Genomic DNA, 17,679 nt, shown 5'->3' with positions numbered 1-17,679 from the left:
GGCTTACTTCAGACGTTTCAGGCGTTCGGTGAGCAAGTCAAAGAAGCCTTGCGCGTCGCCATTTTCCACCCAGAAGGCGTTTTTCGGCGCCTTCAGGCCGTCGTACCAATCGACGATGGTCTGACCGAAAGTCGGCCCTTCACGGCTATCCACCACGACATTCACCGAGCGACCGGTGAACAGTTCCGGCTTGAGCAGATACGCCACAACGGTGGCGTCATGCACCGGGCCACCCGGAATACCGTAGTGCTCCATATCGCCTTTGATGTACTCGTTGAGAATGTCGCCGACAATCTTGCTCGCGTTGTTGTTCAGCGCAGCGATCTGTTTCAGGCGCGCATCACTGGTGAGAATCTTGTGGGTCACGTCCAGCGGCAGGTAGGTCAGTTTCACGCCGCTTTTCAGAACCACTTCAGCCGCTTGCGGGTCAGCAAACAGGTTGAATTCCGCCACCGGAGTGATATTGCCACCGTTGAAGTGCGCCCCACCCATGATCACCACTTCCTTGATGCCCTGAACAATTTCAGGCTCCTGGATCAGCGCCAGCGCCAGGTTGGTCTGTGGACCGAGCATGGCGATCGTGATGCTGTGCGGCTTGGCTTTTTTCAGGGTATCGATCAGGTAATTGACCGCATTGCCTTCAGCCAGCCCCTTTTTCGGTTCGTGCACGGTGACACCCGACAGGCCTTCCTTGCCATGGATGTTCTCGGCGTAGATCGGTGTGCGCATCAGCGGCTTCGGCGCGCCAGCATAAACCGGTACGTCCTCGCGCCCTGCCCACTCGCGCGCCAGTCGTGCGTTACGCGAAGTCTTGTCGAGGCGCACGTTGCCGGCCACGGTGGTCAGCGCGCGAATGTTAAGTTCGTCCGGCGAGGCCAGGGCGAACAGCAAGGCGACCACATCGTCGGCACCCGGGTCGGTGTCGATGATCAGGTCGATTTTTTCCGCCGCCTGGGCGCCGGTGGCAGTTATTACGGACAAAAGCAGCAGGCTCCGGATGAATTGATGCAGTTTCTGAGCATAGCGTTGCATGGCGCATTCCTTGTGCTTGTGAAATCAAAGGTTAAAAGGTGACTCCAGCGACCAGCACGATGTTGCAGTACGGCTGGCATTCCCCTGTACGAACAATCGCCCGAGCCTGTCGGCTGAGAACCTTGAATTGCTCGTGACTGAGCAGATCACGACGGCCCAGAGCGCCCTCTTCACTCAACTGCTCCAGGGTATTCAGCGCGGTCGGTTGCTTGTCGAAGATTTCTTTGGCCAATGCATGGCTTTCCACTTGCATCTCGCTGAGCACGACCTTCAGGGTGCTGACGAAATCCGGGACACCGTGGGTCAGCGCCAGATCAATCAGCTCGACACCCGGCGGCACTGGCAGCCCGGCATCACCAATGACCACCATGTCGCCATGGCCCAGGGACGCGATCAGCCGCGACAATGCGACGTTGAGCAGAGGAGTCTTTTTCATGCGGGTTTAAAGGCCTGTACGTCGGATAGGGTTGGAATGGACGGCTGTGCGCCGGCGCGGGTTACCGATAACGCGGCGGCGATCTGCCCGAAACGAATCGACTCGGCCTCGGACTTGCCATTGGCCAGCGCAGCGGCGAAACCACCCACGAACGTGTCGCCTGCGGCCGTGGTGTCGACAGCCTTCACTTTGGGCGCCGGGAAATGCTCAAAGCTTTGGCCATTGGCGAACAGCGAGCCTTGCGCACCAAGGGTAATAATGACTTTGCCCGCACCCATGGCGATCAACTGACTGGCTGCACTTTCTGCCGTTTCCTGCGAGTCCACCGGCAAGCCGCTCAACACGGTCGCTTCGCTCTCATTGGGGATCAGGTAGTCGATCGCCGCAAACCAGTCCGCCGGCAGTGGACGACTGGCCGGTGCCGGATTGAGGATGACAACTTTACCCAGCGCGCGCGCACGCTTGAGCGCATGCCCCACCGTGGCATCCGGAATTTCGAGCTGGCAGATGATCACGTCTGCGGCTTGCAGCACCGCATCAAACCGGTCGATCACTGCGGGCGTCATGGCGCCATTGGCGCCGGCGACGATGACAATGGCGTTCTGACTGTTGTCATCGACCACGATCAACGCCACGCCACTGGAGTCATCGACGATGCTCACTGCCTGGCAATCGATCTGTTCGGCCAACAAGGCGTTGCGTAGTTGCACGCCATAATCGTCGCTGCCAACACAGCCAACCATCGCCACCTGCGCGCCCAAACGCGCTGCGGCCACCGCCTGATTGGCGCCCTTGCCACCGGAAACCGTGGCAAACGAATGACCGATCAACGTTTCGCCGCCGACCGGCAGCCGTGGCGCCCGGGTCACCAGATCCATGTTCAGGCTGCCTATTACCACTACATTTGCTGGCATACATCATTACTCGTCAATTCGGTTTCAGCGGTATTCGGTGAACACGCCGGACAACGGTGCAGTGGATTCGCGCAAGACAATACTCGGGGTCACGATCCGTTGATCAGTGCCCAGGCTCGGCGTGGCAATCCTGCGCAGCAACACTTCGGCCGCCATCTCGCCCAGTTGCAGGATTGATTGCCCCACCGTGGTGAGTGCCGGGTAGACGTAACGACTCATCTGGATATCATCGAAACCAATCACCGACAGCTCGCTCGGCACGCGCACATTGCGCTCCGCCGCCGCTCGCAGCACACCAATGCCGATCATGTCGTTACCGGCAAAGATTGCGCTCGGCGGATTGCGCTCGAGCAGAATCGCCGCTGCGTTGTACCCGCCAGTACTGGTGAAATCGCTTTCCAGCATGCGCTCCTGACGGACGTCAACGCCCGCCTCTTTCAGCGCTCGGCAATAACCGGCCAGACGCATCTGCGCAACACTGGTGCTGGCCGGGCCGCCGATGGTGGCGATGTCGCGGTGCCCCAACTCAAGCAAGTGCCGGGTCGCGAGGTAAGCGCCGTATTCGTGGTCGATACGCACCAGATCGGCATCGACGCCATCCAGACCTCGGTCGACGATGACCATCGGCGTTTTCACCCCGGCCAACCCCTGCGCCAGACCGCTGTCACCGCCAGCGGAAGCAACGATCAAACCGTCGATGCGTTTCTCCAGCAACACGCGCAAATAGCTGCGCTGCTTGTCGGGATTGTCGTCGGAGTTGCAGAGGATCACGCAATAGCCGTTACGCTCGCAATAATCCTCGATGCCCCGCGCCAACTCGGCGAAATACGGGTTGAGACTGTTGGGCACCAGCAGGCCGATGGTTGCAGTGGTCTTGGCTTTGAGCGAGCGCGCCACCGCACTCGGCACATAGTCGAGGCTCTTGATCGCCGCCTCGACTTTCAACCGCACCTCCCGACTCACCGGCCGGGTGTTGTTCACCACATGCGACACCGTCGTGTAGGAAATCCCCGCGAGGGCTGCCACATCCTTGATCGTTGCCATCTCTTAGCCCCGGCGACTGGCGCGCTGACTGCGATAAGTGTCGAGCACCACCGCGATCACGATGACGGCGCCGGTGATGATTCGTTTGGTCGGCTCAGTCGCACCGATCTGCGCCAGACCTGCCGCCAGGACCGAAATGATCAACACGCCAAAGAATGTGCTGATCACCGAACCACGCCCGCCCATCAGGCTGGTACCACCGATAACCACAGCTGCGATTACCTGCAACTCCAGACCGGAACCGGCATTCGGGTCAGCGGCTTCCAGACGGGAAATCTGGAACAGCGCAGCGATACCGGCCAGCAGCCCCATCAGGCTGAAGACCAGAATCTTGTAGGGTTTCGGATTGATCCCCGCGAGGCGCACCGCCTCTTCGTTGGTGCCAATGCCGATCAGGTAGCGACCGAATACGGTACGGGTCAACACGGCCTGAGCGATGATAATCACCAGCAAAGCAATGATAAACGATGGCGAGATGCCGAACGCGATCGGGTTCGACAGCCAGGCAAACGAATCACCGATGTACGCGGTGCGCGATCCCGTCATCTGATAAGCCAGACCCCGAGCCATTTCCAGCACGCCCAGGGAGACGATGAACGATGGAATCCGCCACGCCACCGTGATTGAACCGGTCACGGTGCCAGCCAGTGCCGCCACTGCCATGCCGAGCAACGCTGACGGCAACACGCCCCAGCCCCAACCGAGAATGGCGACGCTGACCGTCGAAGCGGCAAGCGCCAATACCGAACCCACCGAAAGGTCGATGCCGCCGATGATCAACACGAAGGTCATGCCGACCGCCAGCACCATCAGATCAGGGATCTGGTTGGCCAGCGTACTGAAGGTGTTATAGGACAGAAAGTGGCTGCTCAAGACCGAGAACAGCGCAATCATCGCCAGCAAGGCGCCGGCCAGGCCCAGATAAGTGCCCAGACCGTAGAAGTTGCCACTACGTTTGCCGGCAGGAGATGCAGTTTTCATGGGAGATCCCTAGGCGCCGCTTCATTGAGCAACGCATCACGTTTTTGGTAGCCGGCGAACGCGGCGGCAAGCAAGTCATCCTGGGTCCAGCTGTCGCGCTCGAAGGTGTCGATCAACCGGCCGGCCGACAACACGCCGATGCGGTCACAGATCAGCATCAACTCACGCAGATCACTGGACACCACCACCAGCGCTTTGCCCTGGCGCGTCAATTCGCCGAGCAAGGCATAAATGTCGAACTTGGCGCCGACGTCGATGCCACGGGTCGGCTCGTCGAACAGCAGCACCGAACAGTCGCGCTCCAGCCAGCGGCCGATCACGACCTTCTGCTGGTTGCCACCGGACAACTCTGAAACCAGTTGTGTCGGACTCGAACTGCGGATGCGCATGGCGTCGATCTGACGCTGCGCCAAAGCGATCTCGTCGCCATTGTTGACGACACCGCCACTGGAGATTTCCGGCATGTTGCCCAGTGCGATGTTGGCGCTGATCGATTGACTCAGCAGCAGGCCTTCACCCTTGCGGTCTTCGGTAATCAACGCGATACCGTTGCGCACCGCATCGACCGGCGAGCGCACACTGACCACTTTGGCCGGGGAGCCGAGCGCGATGGTGCCGCTGTCGGCAACGTCCGCACCAAAAATCAGTCGCAGCAGTTCTGTGCGCCCTGCCCCGATCAATCCGGAAATCCCGAAGATCTCGCCGGCACGGACTTCGAATGAAACATCGCGCACTTTGTCAGAGCGATTCAAACCCGTGACAGTCAGCGCCGGGGCGCCGATATTGCGCGGGCCCATGTCGATGTGTTCGCCCAGTTCACGACCGACCATCAGCGTAACCAATTGCTCGCTGTTGTAATTGGCCATCGGCTCGACACAGACCAGATTGCCGTCGCGCAGCACGGCAATGCGCTGTGCGACACGGGCCAGCTCTTCGAGACGGTGGGAAATGTAAATGATCGAAACGCCGCGCGCCTGCAACCGGGTGATCTGCTCGAACAGCATTTCGACTTCACGTGCGGTCAGCATCGCGGTCGGCTCATCGAGAATCAGCACATGGCAATCGCCAATCAGGTTACGGGCAATTTCAACCATCTGCTGATGCCCGATCCCCAACTCGCCGACCAGCGTATCCGGATCAATCGCGTCGAGACCGACTTGCGCCATGGCTTCGATCGCTGCTTTGCGCAGTTGTTTTCGGCTGATCCAGCCGCCGTTGCTTGGCAGGTTGTCGAGAAACAGGTTTTCCGCGACCGACAGTGTCGGCAACAGATTGAGCTCTTGCATGACCATACGCACGCCGAGCTCTTCAGCCTGGGTGCGGCTGCCCGGACGATAGTCCTTGCCCTGGAATTGCATCTGGCCGGTGGTCGGCGTGACCAGTCCGCCAATGATTTTCGACAGGGTACTTTTGCCGGCACCATTCTCGCCGGTCAGCGCCAGCACTTCACCGCGCATCAGCGTCAGATCGATGCCGGTGAGCACCGGTTGCGCATAGGTCTTACCGATACCGCTGACCGAGAGGACAGCGTTCGGGGCGGAAACTGACATAAAAACTCTCCATGCGCTCGCCCGGACGGACGAGCGCCGTTGTGTCGCCAGAAGACTTACTTGGTGACCAGCTCGACCGGTGTTTCGATCACGCCGTTGGCGCCGCTGTCGACTTTCTCGCCCTTGATGATTTTCAGCGCGGTTTCGATGCCGAACACTGCCTGCTTGGCAGCGAACTGGTCAGCCGTGGCCAACACGCGGCCATCCTTCAACATTGGCTTGATGGCGTTGATGTTGTCGTAACCGACCACCTGAACCTGACCGGCCTTGCCAGCGGCACGTACTGCGGAAACGGCGCCGACGGCCATGCTGTCGTTACCGGCCAGCAGTGCTTTGACGTCCGGGTATTCGCTGAGGATCGAAGCGGCAACCTTGTTGCCCTTGTCGATTTCCCAGTCACCTGATTGCAACGAAACGATCTTGATCTGTGCGGCGTCCATCGCATCCTTGAAGCCAGCGGTACGTTGCTGAGCGTTGGTCGTGGTGGACACGCCTTCAATGATGCCGACTTCGTCACCGGCCTTGAGCTGCTTGGCCAGGTACTCACCGACCAGACGCGCGCCTTTGCGATTGTCCGGACCTACGAAGGGCACGCTGATGTTTTTGCTTTTGACGATGGCCGGATCGAGTTGGTTGTCGATGTTGATCACGGTGATACCAGCATCGACGGCTTTCTTGATCACCGGCACCATGGCCTTGGAATCGGAAGGCGCGATCACCAGTGCATTGACCTTGGCCAGGATCATTTGCTCGACGATGCGGGTCTGGCCAGCAGTATCGGTTTCATCCTTGATGCCATTAGAGATCAGGTCGAAATCGGCGGAGTGTTCTTTCTGGTACGCCTTGGCGCCATCTTCCATGGTCAGGAAGAATTCGTTGGCCAGAGACTTCATGACCAGCGCAACTTTGGGTTTTTCGGCGGATTCGGCGAATGCCGAGGAGACAGGTAGTGCGGCGGCTGTGGCAGCCAGCATAGCGACAGCAAGAAGACGTCCAGCGAATGGCAGCTTCATGGGTTCACTCCGATCTTATGATTATTGTGAGCAACGCTTGCGCTGGCGTAAGCTACTTGGCTATCTGCAGGGCCATAGTGCCCCGAGAGCGCCGCGCAAACGTTTGCGTAGACCGAACTATGCGAATCCCGCCGACATTTGTCAACAATCAGAAATCGGTATTGATTAAAGGACGAATCCGTTGCTTCGTCCCTTGATGCTCAGGCTGTGGTGTTGACCACGTTGCCGCTGGTGGAGCCCTGGGACATTTCCTTGAGCAACGCCGCCGCGACCTCCATGAGTGCGCCGCTGGTCTGCGCGATCTGACCCTGAATGGACATCACCGCCTGCGACTTGGCCTCAGGCGTCGGATAGCTCGCAGCCTGAGCCGCCGCCAGTTGCTGTTGCTGCTCCTGCAGTTGCTTCTGCAACTCTTTCATCCGCTTGAGCAGCATTTTCACGGTGACATTCAGACTGTCGCCGCTGTCCGCGCTATCGGCCTGACTGGCTTCTTGCGCAGGGCCGCCGGTCCTGACCTGGTTGCTCGGCTCTTTTTCAACGCCCAGCGCCTCGTCGGAAGCGTCCGCTTCTGCCTGGTTCATTGCATTGATCGTCGCTGCGGTTTTACCGCCGATGGTGACTGTACCCGGGTTTGAAAAACCGATCGTCAGTGACATGTGAACTCCCTAAAAAAGCGTTTCCCAGAACAACCATCGGCCTCAAGGCCGGTTTCTTTAGTAAAGAATCCCGAGCCGGCAACCGGTTTCATTCGAAAAGAAGCCGTAGTCCCTTTCGGTGAACCGAACGCGAAAGCGTCCATTGTTCGGAAACCCGGATAAACGCTTCGCCCCACCATTTGCAAATCCATAAAATCTTGATGTAAATCATCAAGTTAAACATTTCTCTAAAGCAAAGTAGGGCTGGTACAGATCCTGCTCCCTAGCCTGCACCCCGAGCATTCAGATCGGCTTGGGGCGCATCTAGATGAACCTGCATCAGCACCGTCTCACTACTAGAGAGAAAAATAATGAAATCTGCTTTCAACACTTTGGTTCCGGGCGCTTTGGCCCTTCTCCTACTCCTGCCCACCGCCCTTCAGGCGAAAGAAGTCGAAACCCAGACCAAGCTCGCTAACGTCGTAGTCCTTGCCACCGGCGGCACCATCGCCGGCGCCGGCGCGAGCGCCGCCAACAGCGCCACCTATCAAGCGGCGAAGGTTGGCGTCGAACAATTGATCGCCGGCATTCCCGAGCTGAGCAAACTGGCAAACGTGCGTGGCGAACAAGTCATGCAGATTGCTTCGGAAAGCATCACCAACGAAAACCTGCTGCAACTGGGTCGTCGCGTGGCCGAACTGGCCGATAGCAAAGACGTCGATGGCATCGTCATCACCCACGGCACCGACACCCTGGAAGAAACCGCTTACTTCCTCAACCTGGTAGAAAAAACCGACAAGCCAATCATCGTCGTCGGCTCAATGCGTCCGGGTACCGCGATGTCCGCCGATGGCATGCTCAACCTGTACAACGCCGTGGCCGTGGCCAGCAGCAAAGAAGCGCACGGCAAAGGCGTACTGGTGACCATGAACGATGAAATCCAGTCCGGTCGTGACGTCAGCAAGATGATCAACATCAAGACCGAAGCGTTCAAAAGTGCCTGGGGCCCATTGGGCATGGTGGTTGAAGGCAAATCCTACTGGTTCCGCTTGCCAGCCAAGCGTCACACCATGGATTCGGAATTCGATATCAAAAATATCAAGAGCCTGCCTGACGTAGAAATCGCTTATTCCTACGGCAACGTCAGCGATACTGCCTACAAGGCTCTCGCACAATCCGGTGCCAAGGCGATCATCCATGCCGGCACCGGTAACGGCTCGGTCTCCTCCCGCGTGGTTCCAGCCCTGCAAGCGCTGCGCAAGGATGGCGTGCAAATCATTCGCTCGTCCCACGTAAACGCTGGCGGCTTCGTTCTGCGTAACGCCGAACAACCAGACGACAAATACGACTGGGTTGTCGCTCACGACCTGAACCCGCAGAAAGCCCGCATCCTGGCAATGGTCGCCCTGACCAAAACCAATGACAGCAAAGAGCTGCAACGGATGTTCTGGGAATACTGATGGACTTTCGCCCGGTCAATTCTTGATTGGGCACCCTGCACCACTCGCCTGACGGGCGGGTGGTGCAACGCTCACAAAGCTCTCGCACTTTTCCTACAAAAAACTCGACACGACCTACACCAAAATCCGAAAACCGCTGTCAGAGGATTTTCTTGTATTTTAAGCAGTTGCGAAAATGCTTACAGTTAAATACTGTATGCACGTACAGCTTAATAAGGATAACCTCGTGGCCACCTCCCCTGATGCTCCTGACGCTTACGAACGCATAGGCATGCGCGTTCAGAAAATCATCAATTCCCCCACCGCACAAAAAGCCAAAGCCGCACTGATCTTTCGTCTTCCGGACGAGCCGATGGACGAGTGGGAGCGCCTGCTTGAGGAAATCGACGAGAACGACAACGTCACCCTCGCTTATCGCGACGACGGTGGCGTGCAGATTTTTTGGGTTGTGCCGAAGGAAGATTGATTCAATGAGTGTCCGCTGTTTTGCTTTGCTGTTGTTGTTTTTCGCCATGGGTGCCCAGGCTGGCGCACCCCGCACATTCACCGAAGCCAAGAAGGTCGCCTGGAAACTGTATGCGCCGCAGTCCACAGAGTTTTATTGCGGGTGCAAGTACACTGGCAACAAAGTTGATCTGAAGGCTTGCGGTTACGTACCGCGCAAGAATGCCAAGCGCGCATCACGCATCGAGTGGGAACACATTGTGCCGGCCTGGCAGTTCGGCCATCAGCGCCAATGCTGGCAGGAAGGCGGACGCAAGAACTGCACCCGTTACGACCCGACCTATCAAAAGGCCGAAGCCGATTTGCATAACCTGGTGCCAAGCATTGGCGAGGTCAATGGCGATCGCAGCAACTTCAGCTACGGCTGGTTGCCCGTGCAGTCCGGGCAATACGGTTCGTGCCTGACCCAGGTCGACTTCAAGGCGAAGAAGGTCATGCCCCGCCCGTCGATTCGCGGCATGATCGCCCGCACGTACTTCTACATGAGCAAGCAATACGGCTTGCGCCTGTCGAAGCAGGATCGCCAATTGTATGAAGCGTGGGACAAGACTTACCCGGTGCAGGACTGGGAGCGTCAGCGTAATCAGAGCGTGGCATGCGTGATGGGACGCGGTAATGAGTTTGTCGGCCCAGTGAACATGAAAGCCTGCGGCTGATTGCAGCGCAGACAAAAAAGGCCTCGAACGTGATGTTCGAGGCCTTTTCATTTGCACCTGATTAGCGGCTTTGTTGTGTCGCCAGCAGCCCATCAAACTCAGTGACTCACGAGGTATGCCACGCTCTTTGATCAGGTATCTGCGCAATATTCATGACGGCTGTCGACTCTTCGGCAATCCAGCCGTAAAAGCCGTCAGTGGCGGTGTCGGCGATTTCCTGGAGAATGTTCTTTTCCATGTCGACGTCAGCCAACTCAATCGCTTGCCCCGCTGCTGCCATATCAACTGGCAGAGTCACCGCCCGTTCGTTTACGGCGTGAGCGGATGCTCGACCAGCACCGACTCAACGTTCTGTTTCTTGGCCTTCACCAACGCTGCATCCACTTGCACCTTACGTGCTTCAGCTTCAGCCTGAGAGTTGAACGGACCAATCAGAATTCGCGTTTTGCCGCTGCTGTCCTTGATCACCGTAGGCACGAAGGCGTGCTCGATGAGCCAGCCACTCAGGTCGCTGACAGCCTGTGGCGTTTCACCGCGCACTTCGAGATCCCATTGTGGTGCAGCGGCCGCCGCCGGCGCCGTCACTGCTGCCGACTGTGGTTTTGCTGCGTCTGCATTCTTGCCTTCACCACACCCTGCCAATACCAGTGCCGCGACTACCCAAACCAATTTGCGCACAACGCTTTCCTCGAAATTCTCAAAGCCGCGATCTTATCATTCATAAATACTTCGCGAGCCCCGCAAAATGGGCACAAAACAACGAGATTGATGCTTGCAGCCTCTGTATAGTTACGCCCTGGGAATTAATGCCGCTTCTGCGCGTCAGAAAGAGGCACCCAAACCGTGAGACTTCGCACTAATCTATACGTACACCGACCTCTGCACTGTCTGAATCAGGTGCCCTACAAAGCAATCAAGGAGAAGACCATGCTGATACTCACCCGCAAAGTCGGTGAAAGCATAAACATTGGTGATGACATTACGATCACCATTCTGGGCGTAAGCGGCCAACAGGTCCGCATTGGTATCAATGCTCCGAAAAACGTTGCCGTGCACCGTGAAGAGATTTACCAGCGCATTCAGGCTGGCCTGACCGCCCCGGACAAGCCACAAACTCCCTGAGCCAGATCGCAGTCAGTAGCCAGTCCGTTTACCTTGTGGAATGACTGGCTAGAGATTCACGCGCCGTATTGCCATCCGCTCCCCACTCTGTTGGGCACGGCGCCTGACACGCAAAACCCGACTCCCCTTCCAACCTCTCCCCGCATGCTCTTGCTGCCCGATACTACCTGCCATCCCCGAGGCTGGCTGTCGGACATTTCCGATAGAGCGCAGAGAATTCGCCCTCTAACCGAATGTCACACCACGCGCCATGCCTGTGGCCGCAATCACCATGAGCACCAGCAACAACGCCTCGACATGACTGATTCGCGCGTACAGCTTCGCGCGCCCGGCATCGATTGCTGCGCCGCGTGCGGAAGCGATCCGCCACTTGACCAACGTGATCATCGGGGCGAGTTCTACAATCAGGATCAGCACAAACAGCATCATCTTCAGATGAAACAGTGGCTGATGAAGATAATAGTCAGTGCCCTTTTCAAAGCCTCCAAAAACCCGCACTCCCCCTGTCACCAGCAGAATCAATGCAGAGATGCCCCATAGGTTATCGGCCAGCAAAACGCGCCGGGGCTCGCCTGAACCGGCAGCAAGGCGACTAAACGCCGTGCCACGCGTCAGTACCGCCCAGAAACCCAAGGCAAATGCCAGCAGATGAACAGCTGCAAGAAACCAATGAACCAGCATCGATACCCCCTCATCGCAGAGTTGAAAATCGGCCAGTCAGTAGTAGTTGAAAAAACCAGGATGTGCCTGCGGGGTGTCGCCAGGCCTTCAGGAGAGATCGAAAGGAAAAATTTCAGCCAGTTGAGGCAAATCGCAGGCAAAAAAAATCCCAAGCAGCTGATGGAAGCTTGGGATTTAAAAATGCATAAACCGTGGTGGTGAACGCGGGACGAATGTTACTTAATCCCACGAACAGTAACAACATTTTTTTGATAACTGGCTGGTTAGTAACACTCGTAACCTGTTCAATATCCACACTTTTTCAAAGGGCGCTGGCGACGAACGGTGAATCGTCAACCAACTGCCTGACCCGACGACGCAGAAATTCGATCAGAGGCGGGAGGCACGACGAGGACTTGCGCACGCCATTCAGCAAGGACCGCTAAACGGTGAAGCACGACGCGCAGTGGATCAACAGGCCTCGCATGGAATTTCGAATGCCCTGAGATCGACTAAACGCGAAGTCCAGCTGGCGCCCTGAGGAGGGTTTTGCAAAAGTTTTGCAAATCGCAGACAACAAAAAAGGGCCCACCTTTCGGTGAGCCCTTCTAGACCGCCCAGCAGAGCGGATTTTATTTGGTAGGCGCGATTGGACTCGAACCAACGACCCCCACCATGTCAAGGTCTGCTAGGAGCAAGCTCCAAGCGTTGGTTCTCTTGGGTTTCACAGAACGCCCATTCACATCATGAGGCGTCAAAAATGGCCAATTTCCGCTTACTTCCATCAGGCAACTGGAACGCTCAGGTACGAATTAAAGGTAAATTTCCCCAGTCGAAAACCTTCAGCACGAAGGCAGAGGCAGAGTCATGGGCGAAACGGATCGAAGCCGCAACGCTGGATCGCAAGTATCACACTATATATACGCTGGGCATGACCTATTGCGAAACCATGCTCAAGGGGAAAGGTAGCTACGACCATGCACTGAAAATTGTGGAGCATCTGGGCAGACACTTCACACAGCCCATCGACGAAATCACCCCGCAGATGATAAACGACTTCAAAATCATGCGATTAAAAAAGGTAAAACCGTCCACATGTAGGACGCAGCTTGCATTCATGTCCCGCTTCTTTAGGTTTGCCAAACGTGGATTGTTGATCGAAATTCACAACCCTGTGAGTGATATCGCGCTCCCAAAGCCAGACCGGTCTTCAGACAAGGTGATTAGTGCAAGCGAGCTTGAGCGGTTACTAGCGAAGTTGTCACCCATTATGAAACCCATTGTCGAACTAGCTTATGAAACTGCCATGCGGCGATCCGAAATTCTGAAGCTGACCAGAGATCGTCTGCACCTCAAAGATCGTATTGCCGATGTCATAGACGGAAAAAACGGCACACGGTCAGTCCCCCTCACCCACCGCGCTGTTGAAATACTCCAGCTTGCCCAACTGTTAGCCACTGTTGCAGGCCATCCGAACGGCCAAGTGTTCACGGTTACTCCACACGCCGTATCTCAGGCGGTACGTCTGGCACGCGTAAAGGCAGGTTTAGACAGTACCGTCCGACTTCACCAACTCAGGCACACCAGAATAACGAACGTTGCGAAAAAGGGATTTAACAACGCCCAGATCATGATCGTGTCAGGCCATCGAGATACACGGTCTGTCGCGCGGTACTCACACCTGAGTGTTCGGGATGTCCTTCATCTTATCGACTGACCCCCAACCTCCGGGCCAACGCAATCGCGTTGGCTCTCCCTCTTCCCATAGCCCCATCTGTAGGGATACGGCCTCGACCGTGGCGCTACGCGCTGTTGATAGCGTGATCCGTTAGCAACCACAGGATTCTTTCGCTCCAATCCGCAGATCTATCAGGACGTGATCCGGCATCTGGAGTCGATGCGAGACACTAGAGCCGTTCGCCTGATCCCAGAACTGGAAGCCGTATGCGGGAAACTAGGCCACGCACCGTCGAAGTGGTTCGGTCGCTACAAGACGAGCTTGGCATCACCGACCAAAGAAAGACATTCCACAGCTTCCACCACTCGCTCATCGATGATCTTCAGGACGCCGGGGTGCCGGGGTGCCGGATTCGCTGATCAAACGGGTCGCTGGACACTAAGACGGTACGGTCACGTTCAGCATCTTTGGCGGCCGCAGCCTCGTGAAGGCGATGGTGGAGGCTCTACGCCATATAAAGATCACTTAACTGCCCCGCATCGACCCGACCCAGGCAAAAACGCTCAAAACTACGGGAGAGCTGCATGACAGCGGCATCGGTGGAACTCGCCGCGCTACATAGACATATTTTAATGAAACGCATGCATGTCTAGCCATTGTAAACATTTGGCAAATAAAGAGATACATCACTTAAATTAACTTTCCAACTAAAACGCGGTATATGTCGGTTAAATTTATTTTCGTTAAATTTCGAGGTAAATTATTGACCAGCTAAAACAAAAAGCTAAGATGGCACCACACCAGCTGATGACGACTAGCTGGCTCAATGAGCAACTTATCCAAGTCAGCATCCTACACTGCAATACAAAGCCGACTGGGTAGCAAAGCTCGTTACATGCAGCCGCGACCGAAAAATCAAGTGCAGCACCCACAGACCGCAAGCAAAAAAAAGTAATGTGCACCCACCGAAAATCCAAACACACTACTTAAATAATAGCGGTGTTTTACTAGAGTAAAATTATGACTGATTGATTATAGCCAGCCACTAAGAACCGCCATTTCAAAAATTAAAAAAGGTAAAAGCACCACACACCAAGAGAACCAAGCGATGCCATAACCCAAAATAACACACTATGTGAATGTGTTACGCAGCCTCCCAACGTGCAACTAATCTGCAAACCTCGACACCTCATAACACATGCTCATAATTGGAGCCATGAGGGATCCATGCTTCAAAAAAGCTATTTATACAAGTGAGAAAATATATGTTCGAATCTTCTATCTACAACCACGCAGCATCCCAAGGAAAAAACAAAGCTACCCGAATCAAAGGACGGAAAAACTTTGTACATCCTGAATTGATACCGCCGCATCTTCAGCAGGCCAGTATTGTAACCATGAGCAGCCTTGAGTTTTCTGTATTGACTGGTACGCGACATGATCATTTAATGACAGACATCCGTAAGATGCTGGAGGAGCAAGGTCTTAACACTTCCGACTTCTTGGAGACATACGTCGTCGAAGGCGACACCTATTCTTATTTTAACTTACAACAAGCGGAGGTCTATGACTTGCTGGCAGGGTATAGCGCCCCAATGCGACTTAAGGTGATTCGCCGCTGGCATGAACTAGAAGCGAAAATTAAAAAACCATCCTACGCTTTCCCGACCACACTTGCTGATGCTTTAAAGCTGGCCGGAGAGCTGGAAGAGAAGCGGACCGCGCTCACTTACGCGGTGAAAGAACTTGAGCAGAAGATTGCGGGAGACGCTGAAAAGGTAGAGTTCTACAATGATATCGCTAACACAGATGAATTGTTTAACACAGGCATTGTCGCCAAGACCTTAGACACCGGAAAGACAAAATTCCTAAACTACCTGCGCAAATATAAAATTATCATGGGTACCGGGTATAAACGGAATCTACCATACCAGCAGCATCTGGACGCTGGACGACTTGATGTAAAGTGGGTCAAAGCCACAGACCGTAAAACTGGAGAGCAATTTAGCAAGCCCGTCCCCCTGTTCACTGGTAAGGGCATGATCTGGATCAAGCAGTTCGTTGAGCAGAATGGGCGCTGGGGTTTATAAGAAGGCCAATATGACTCCCATTACTGTTGTAATCAGTGCGTGCCACTGCATCATCATTACTACAGTGGTGATACAGGCCAAAATGTGAGATGCGAAGCTAAGAATGAAGTCATCAAAGGTCTTGGAGAAGCATTCTTAGAAGGAGGCTGGTGACATTGCACTGGCCTTCCACTCTGCACATTGCAAAAAACTACCGAAATAATCCCAGCGACAGATGCTGTGCTCGATAAAGCCTGACCACAGAGCAATATCATGCTTACTCAAGCCAATAAGCCGCAGAGCAGAAGCAGATTTCGTGTTGACTGGAGAAAGTAAAAGATGTGATTGGAAATCACCCCACTCAAGCTCAATCACTCTAACTCTCTGGAAATCCCTGATTTACGGAGAGGCAATTCTTTAAAACTAAAAATCAATGAGGCATATATGCCCGCAAATGTAGTTGAACTAGCAAGCCCAAATATTACTGCAATTCGTACTGTGCAAGATCGATTCGTGATTGTACCTTCGACGGATAGCCGCCCAAAATTCCGCGACCTTCGAAACATGGGAGTTGCTCCACAAGGCAACCCGATGATGCTGACCCAGGCTTACCGAGATGCAGGCGGAACTGAAGTCCTAACGGGCGATTACCTGCTATCGAAGCTCCCTATCGTATTCGCTGAGGATTTCCGCCCCGGCGACTATCGGCGAATTATAGAGGTTGGCGGTAACAGACTTCTGAATATATGGACTGGCCCAGATATCCGCCCGAGTGGAAAACCAGTATCTAGACGCGATGCGGCGCCCTTCATTGAGTTCCTGCAACGCCTGTTCCCCATCCACGAAGAGCGGTACTACTTCCGAGATTGGCTAGCTCATACAGCCCGCTATCCCGGCCAGCGTATCAACGCCACAGTCTTGCTGCGTTCAGAACACGGGGTTGGTAAGGGCTTCCTTGCTGAAACACTGTTACCCGGTCTGCTGGGGAAATCCAGCGTAGGGACAGTGGCTCTAGGTGATGTGGTAGGCGATTTCAATGATGCCCTAGTGGGCAAGACACTCATTCTGATTGACGAGGTTTACAAAAATCCCGAGTCGACGGTTAACACCCTAAAATCCATCCAAGGGAACAAGACGATCGTGTTGCGACGAAAGCATATCCCCGACACAACGGTGGATAACTTCCTGAACTTCATTATGTCAAGCAATGACCATTTCCCATTGCCGTTGGAGCAGGAGGATCGCCGCTTCTGGGTGCCTGCTTTCATCACGCACAAGGAGTCGAAGAGAGAAACCATGTTGTTCATCAACACTATTCTTAAACCTTGGCTATTGGAGCAAGGCGGGATGCAGATTGTGCGGGACTTACTAGAAACGGTGGATCTGTCTGAGTTCCATCCGTGGGGTGATCCACCGATGACCGTCAGCAAAAGGGAAATGATCGGTTACTGCCCCAAAGAAAGGCTAGCGGAGTTCGTCGCTGATTATATTGAAGAACATCTAGTTGTGAAAGCCTTGGATATCGACGCCCAATACCACACAGCGACCGGGGAAATCTTGGGCAACCGTGCCGTAGCTCAGAAATTGTCAGAACTGGGCTGCAAGGCGAAAAGAACTACCGATGGGAGGATGTGGATCACTCCCAAGGGTTTGGTAGGCGATCTATCGGAGTCATCCCCGCCCGCCGAGTTGCGAAGAGCCTACTCAAGCACAAGGGGGCAATGCTGGGTATGACGGGTTTATGTCGGGTTGTAAAACAACCCGTCATAGCTGTAAGCCCCACACAACAAGGGTTGTGGCGATGTCATGACGGGTATGACGGGTTTACGCTGCTTTCTTATAGTAAGGGAATCATTGAGCTGTATGAGTGAACACGCCTAACTCAAGATGGAATGGGCAACCCGAGTGCGTCCACCTAGAAATGA

The 17,679-nt window shown here is 55.1% G+C and carries 19 protein-coding genes and 1 pseudogene; 9 read left to right on the top strand and 11 right to left on the bottom strand.

The features are described 5' to 3' along the window. Positions 1-3: 3 nt before the first annotated feature. The 8 genes from AB4O11_RS18850 to AB4O11_RS18815 all read right to left on the bottom strand — a co-directional run bounded on the left by AB4O11_RS18850 (position 4) and on the right by AB4O11_RS18815 (position 7,626). Entirely contained in the window at positions 4-1,032 is a 1,029-nt protein-coding gene (locus AB4O11_RS18850) for a nucleoside hydrolase (RefSeq protein ID WP_093432149.1), read from the bottom strand. Positions 1,033-1,063: 31 nt separating this feature from the next. Further along, a complete protein-coding gene (gene rbsD / locus AB4O11_RS18845) occupies positions 1,064-1,468 on the bottom strand; it encodes a D-ribose pyranase (RefSeq protein WP_414926907.1) in 405 nt (134 codons plus the stop codon). Beyond that, positions 1,465-2,382, bottom strand: coding sequence for a ribokinase (gene rbsK, locus AB4O11_RS18840; protein WP_460127843.1), 918 nt, complete (start codon positions 2,380-2,382; stop codon positions 1,465-1,467). Before rbsK ends, rbsD begins: the two co-directional genes overlap by 4 nt. A gap of 24 nt (positions 2,383-2,406) precedes the next feature. Then, positions 2,407-3,426, bottom strand: coding sequence for a LacI family DNA-binding transcriptional regulator (locus AB4O11_RS18835; protein ID WP_186624928.1), 1,020 nt, complete (start codon positions 3,424-3,426; stop codon positions 2,407-2,409). Between the two features lie 3 nt (positions 3,427-3,429). Then, positions 3,430-4,407, bottom strand: a complete 978-nt coding sequence (locus AB4O11_RS18830) for an ABC transporter permease (protein WP_007913478.1) — start codon at positions 4,405-4,407, stop codon at positions 3,430-3,432. After that, complete coding sequence (locus tag AB4O11_RS18825) at positions 4,404-5,957, bottom strand: sugar ABC transporter ATP-binding protein (RefSeq protein WP_093432137.1); 1,554 nt, start codon at positions 5,955-5,957, stop codon at positions 4,404-4,406. The genes AB4O11_RS18830 and AB4O11_RS18825 overlap by 4 nt, the downstream gene beginning before the upstream one ends. A 56-nt stretch (positions 5,958-6,013) precedes the next feature. Beyond that, entirely contained in the window at positions 6,014-6,970 is a 957-nt protein-coding gene (locus AB4O11_RS18820) for a sugar ABC transporter substrate-binding protein (RefSeq protein ID WP_016984936.1), read from the bottom strand. Between the two features lie 200 nt (positions 6,971-7,170). Continuing rightward, positions 7,171-7,626, bottom strand: coding sequence for a hypothetical protein (locus AB4O11_RS18815; RefSeq protein WP_093432134.1), 456 nt, complete (start codon positions 7,624-7,626; stop codon positions 7,171-7,173). A 350-nt stretch (positions 7,627-7,976) separates the two neighbouring features. Between AB4O11_RS18815 and AB4O11_RS18810 the strand changes: the two genes are divergently transcribed. The 3 genes from AB4O11_RS18810 (at position 7,977) to AB4O11_RS18800 (ending at position 10,225) form a co-directional block, all read left to right on the top strand. Continuing rightward, positions 7,977-9,065: an asparaginase gene (locus AB4O11_RS18810; RefSeq protein WP_034152752.1), complete on the top strand. Its 1,089-nt coding sequence runs from the start codon at positions 7,977-7,979 to the stop codon at positions 9,063-9,065. Between the two features lie 196 nt (positions 9,066-9,261). Next, the gene (locus AB4O11_RS18805) at positions 9,262-9,531 is read left to right on the top strand and encodes a DUF1654 domain-containing protein (RefSeq protein ID WP_371748305.1); all 270 of its coding nucleotides are present in this window, start codon (positions 9,262-9,264) and stop codon (positions 9,529-9,531) included. A 4-nt stretch (positions 9,532-9,535) separates the two neighbouring features. Beyond that, positions 9,536-10,225 carry an endonuclease gene (locus AB4O11_RS18800; protein ID WP_093432123.1) on the top strand — a complete coding sequence of 230 codons (690 nt, stop codon included), beginning with the start codon at positions 9,536-9,538 and terminating at the stop codon, positions 10,223-10,225. Between the two features lie 106 nt (positions 10,226-10,331). On the opposite strand, the gene AB4O11_RS18795 is transcribed toward AB4O11_RS18800, so the two are convergent. Together AB4O11_RS18795 and AB4O11_RS18790 are read right to left on the bottom strand one after the other, a co-directional pair. Beyond that, on the bottom strand, positions 10,332-10,523 hold the full coding sequence (locus AB4O11_RS18795) for a hypothetical protein (protein WP_460090350.1): 192 nt from the start codon (positions 10,521-10,523) through the stop codon (positions 10,332-10,334). A gap of 11 nt (positions 10,524-10,534) precedes the next feature. Then, positions 10,535-10,903, bottom strand: a complete 369-nt coding sequence (locus tag AB4O11_RS18790) for a penicillin-binding protein activator LpoB (RefSeq protein ID WP_093432120.1) — start codon at positions 10,901-10,903, stop codon at positions 10,535-10,537. A gap of 249 nt (positions 10,904-11,152) precedes the next feature. Here AB4O11_RS18790 and csrA point away from each other — a divergent pair, with 249 nt between their 5' ends. Further along, positions 11,153-11,347, top strand: a complete 195-nt coding sequence (csrA, locus tag AB4O11_RS18785) for a carbon storage regulator CsrA (RefSeq protein WP_003179932.1) — start codon at positions 11,153-11,155, stop codon at positions 11,345-11,347. Positions 11,348-11,572: 225 nt separating this feature from the next. Here the strand turns inward: csrA and AB4O11_RS18780 are convergent, their stop codons facing one another. Then, positions 11,573-12,028, bottom strand: coding sequence for a DUF2214 family protein (locus AB4O11_RS18780; RefSeq protein ID WP_460090348.1), 456 nt, complete (start codon positions 12,026-12,028; stop codon positions 11,573-11,575). Here AB4O11_RS18780 and AB4O11_RS18775 point away from each other — a divergent pair. From AB4O11_RS18775 to AB4O11_RS18755, 5 genes and pseudogenes are all read left to right on the top strand, one after another. Continuing rightward, positions 12,017-12,229 (top strand): hypothetical protein, encoded by a 213-nt coding sequence (locus AB4O11_RS18775; protein ID WP_139213399.1) that lies wholly within the window; start codon positions 12,017-12,019, stop codon positions 12,227-12,229. The genes AB4O11_RS18780 and AB4O11_RS18775 overlap by 12 nt on opposite strands. A gap of 538 nt (positions 12,230-12,767) precedes the next feature. Further along, a complete protein-coding gene (locus AB4O11_RS18770; protein WP_460127839.1) occupies positions 12,768-13,724 on the top strand; it encodes a tyrosine-type recombinase/integrase in 957 nt (318 codons plus the stop codon). 192 nt (positions 13,725-13,916) lie between these two features. Then, a pseudogene (locus AB4O11_RS18765) lies at positions 13,917-14,214 on the top strand (site-specific integrase); the annotation flags it as partial. A gap of 736 nt (positions 14,215-14,950) precedes the next feature. Beyond that, the gene (locus tag AB4O11_RS18760) at positions 14,951-15,775 is read left to right on the top strand and encodes a phage antirepressor KilAC domain-containing protein (protein WP_460127837.1); all 825 of its coding nucleotides are present in this window, start codon (positions 14,951-14,953) and stop codon (positions 15,773-15,775) included. A 324-nt stretch (positions 15,776-16,099) separates the two neighbouring features. Next, the gene (locus tag AB4O11_RS18755; protein ID WP_460127835.1) at positions 16,100-17,488 is read left to right on the top strand and encodes a primase-helicase family protein; all 1,389 of its coding nucleotides are present in this window, start codon (positions 16,100-16,102) and stop codon (positions 17,486-17,488) included. The last annotated feature ends 191 nt before the right edge of the window (positions 17,489-17,679 follow it).

The organism is Pseudomonas sp. H1_D05 (assembly GCF_054682705.1).
The sequence above is the reverse complement of the archived record's forward strand: the minus strand, read 5'-3'. Positions and strand labels throughout refer to the sequence as shown.

Bases quoted from the DNA above. Each gene is read 5' to 3' on its own strand.
- AB4O11_RS18800 (WP_093432123.1), top strand. From the start codon at position 9,536: ATGAGTGTCCGCTGTTTTGCTTTGCTGTTGTTGTTTTTCGCCATGGGT.
- AB4O11_RS18815 (WP_093432134.1), bottom strand. From the start codon at position 7,626: ATGTCACTGACGATCGGTTTTTCAAACCCGGGTACAGTCACCATCGGC.
- AB4O11_RS18760 (WP_460127837.1), top strand. From the start codon at position 14,951: ATGTTCGAATCTTCTATCTACAACCACGCAGCATCCCAAGGAAAAAAC.
- AB4O11_RS18825 (WP_093432137.1), bottom strand. From the start codon at position 5,957: ATGTCAGTTTCCGCCCCGAACGCTGTCCTCTCGGTCAGCGGTATCGGT.
- AB4O11_RS18820 (WP_016984936.1), bottom strand. From the start codon at position 6,970: ATGAAGCTGCCATTCGCTGGACGTCTTCTTGCTGTCGCTATGCTGGCT.
- AB4O11_RS18835 (WP_186624928.1), bottom strand. From the start codon at position 3,426: ATGGCAACGATCAAGGATGTGGCAGCCCTCGCGGGGATTTCCTACACG.
- AB4O11_RS18780 (WP_460090348.1), bottom strand. From the start codon at position 12,028: ATGCTGGTTCATTGGTTTCTTGCAGCTGTTCATCTGCTGGCATTTGCC.
- AB4O11_RS18770 (WP_460127839.1), top strand. From the start codon at position 12,768: ATGGCCAATTTCCGCTTACTTCCATCAGGCAACTGGAACGCTCAGGTA.
- AB4O11_RS18810 (WP_034152752.1), top strand. From the start codon at position 7,977: ATGAAATCTGCTTTCAACACTTTGGTTCCGGGCGCTTTGGCCCTTCTC.
- AB4O11_RS18830 (WP_007913478.1), bottom strand. From the start codon at position 4,407: ATGAAAACTGCATCTCCTGCCGGCAAACGTAGTGGCAACTTCTACGGT.
- csrA (WP_003179932.1), top strand. From the start codon at position 11,153: ATGCTGATACTCACCCGCAAAGTCGGTGAAAGCATAAACATTGGTGAT.
- AB4O11_RS18805 (WP_371748305.1), top strand. From the start codon at position 9,262: ATGCACGTACAGCTTAATAAGGATAACCTCGTGGCCACCTCCCCTGAT.
- AB4O11_RS18850 (WP_093432149.1), bottom strand. From the start codon at position 1,032: ATGCAACGCTATGCTCAGAAACTGCATCAATTCATCCGGAGCCTGCTG.
- rbsD (WP_414926907.1), bottom strand. From the start codon at position 1,468: ATGAAAAAGACTCCTCTGCTCAACGTCGCATTGTCGCGGCTGATCGCG.
- AB4O11_RS18775 (WP_139213399.1), top strand. From the start codon at position 12,017: ATGAACCAGCATCGATACCCCCTCATCGCAGAGTTGAAAATCGGCCAG.
- rbsK (WP_460127843.1), bottom strand. From the start codon at position 2,382: ATGCCAGCAAATGTAGTGGTAATAGGCAGCCTGAACATGGATCTGGTG.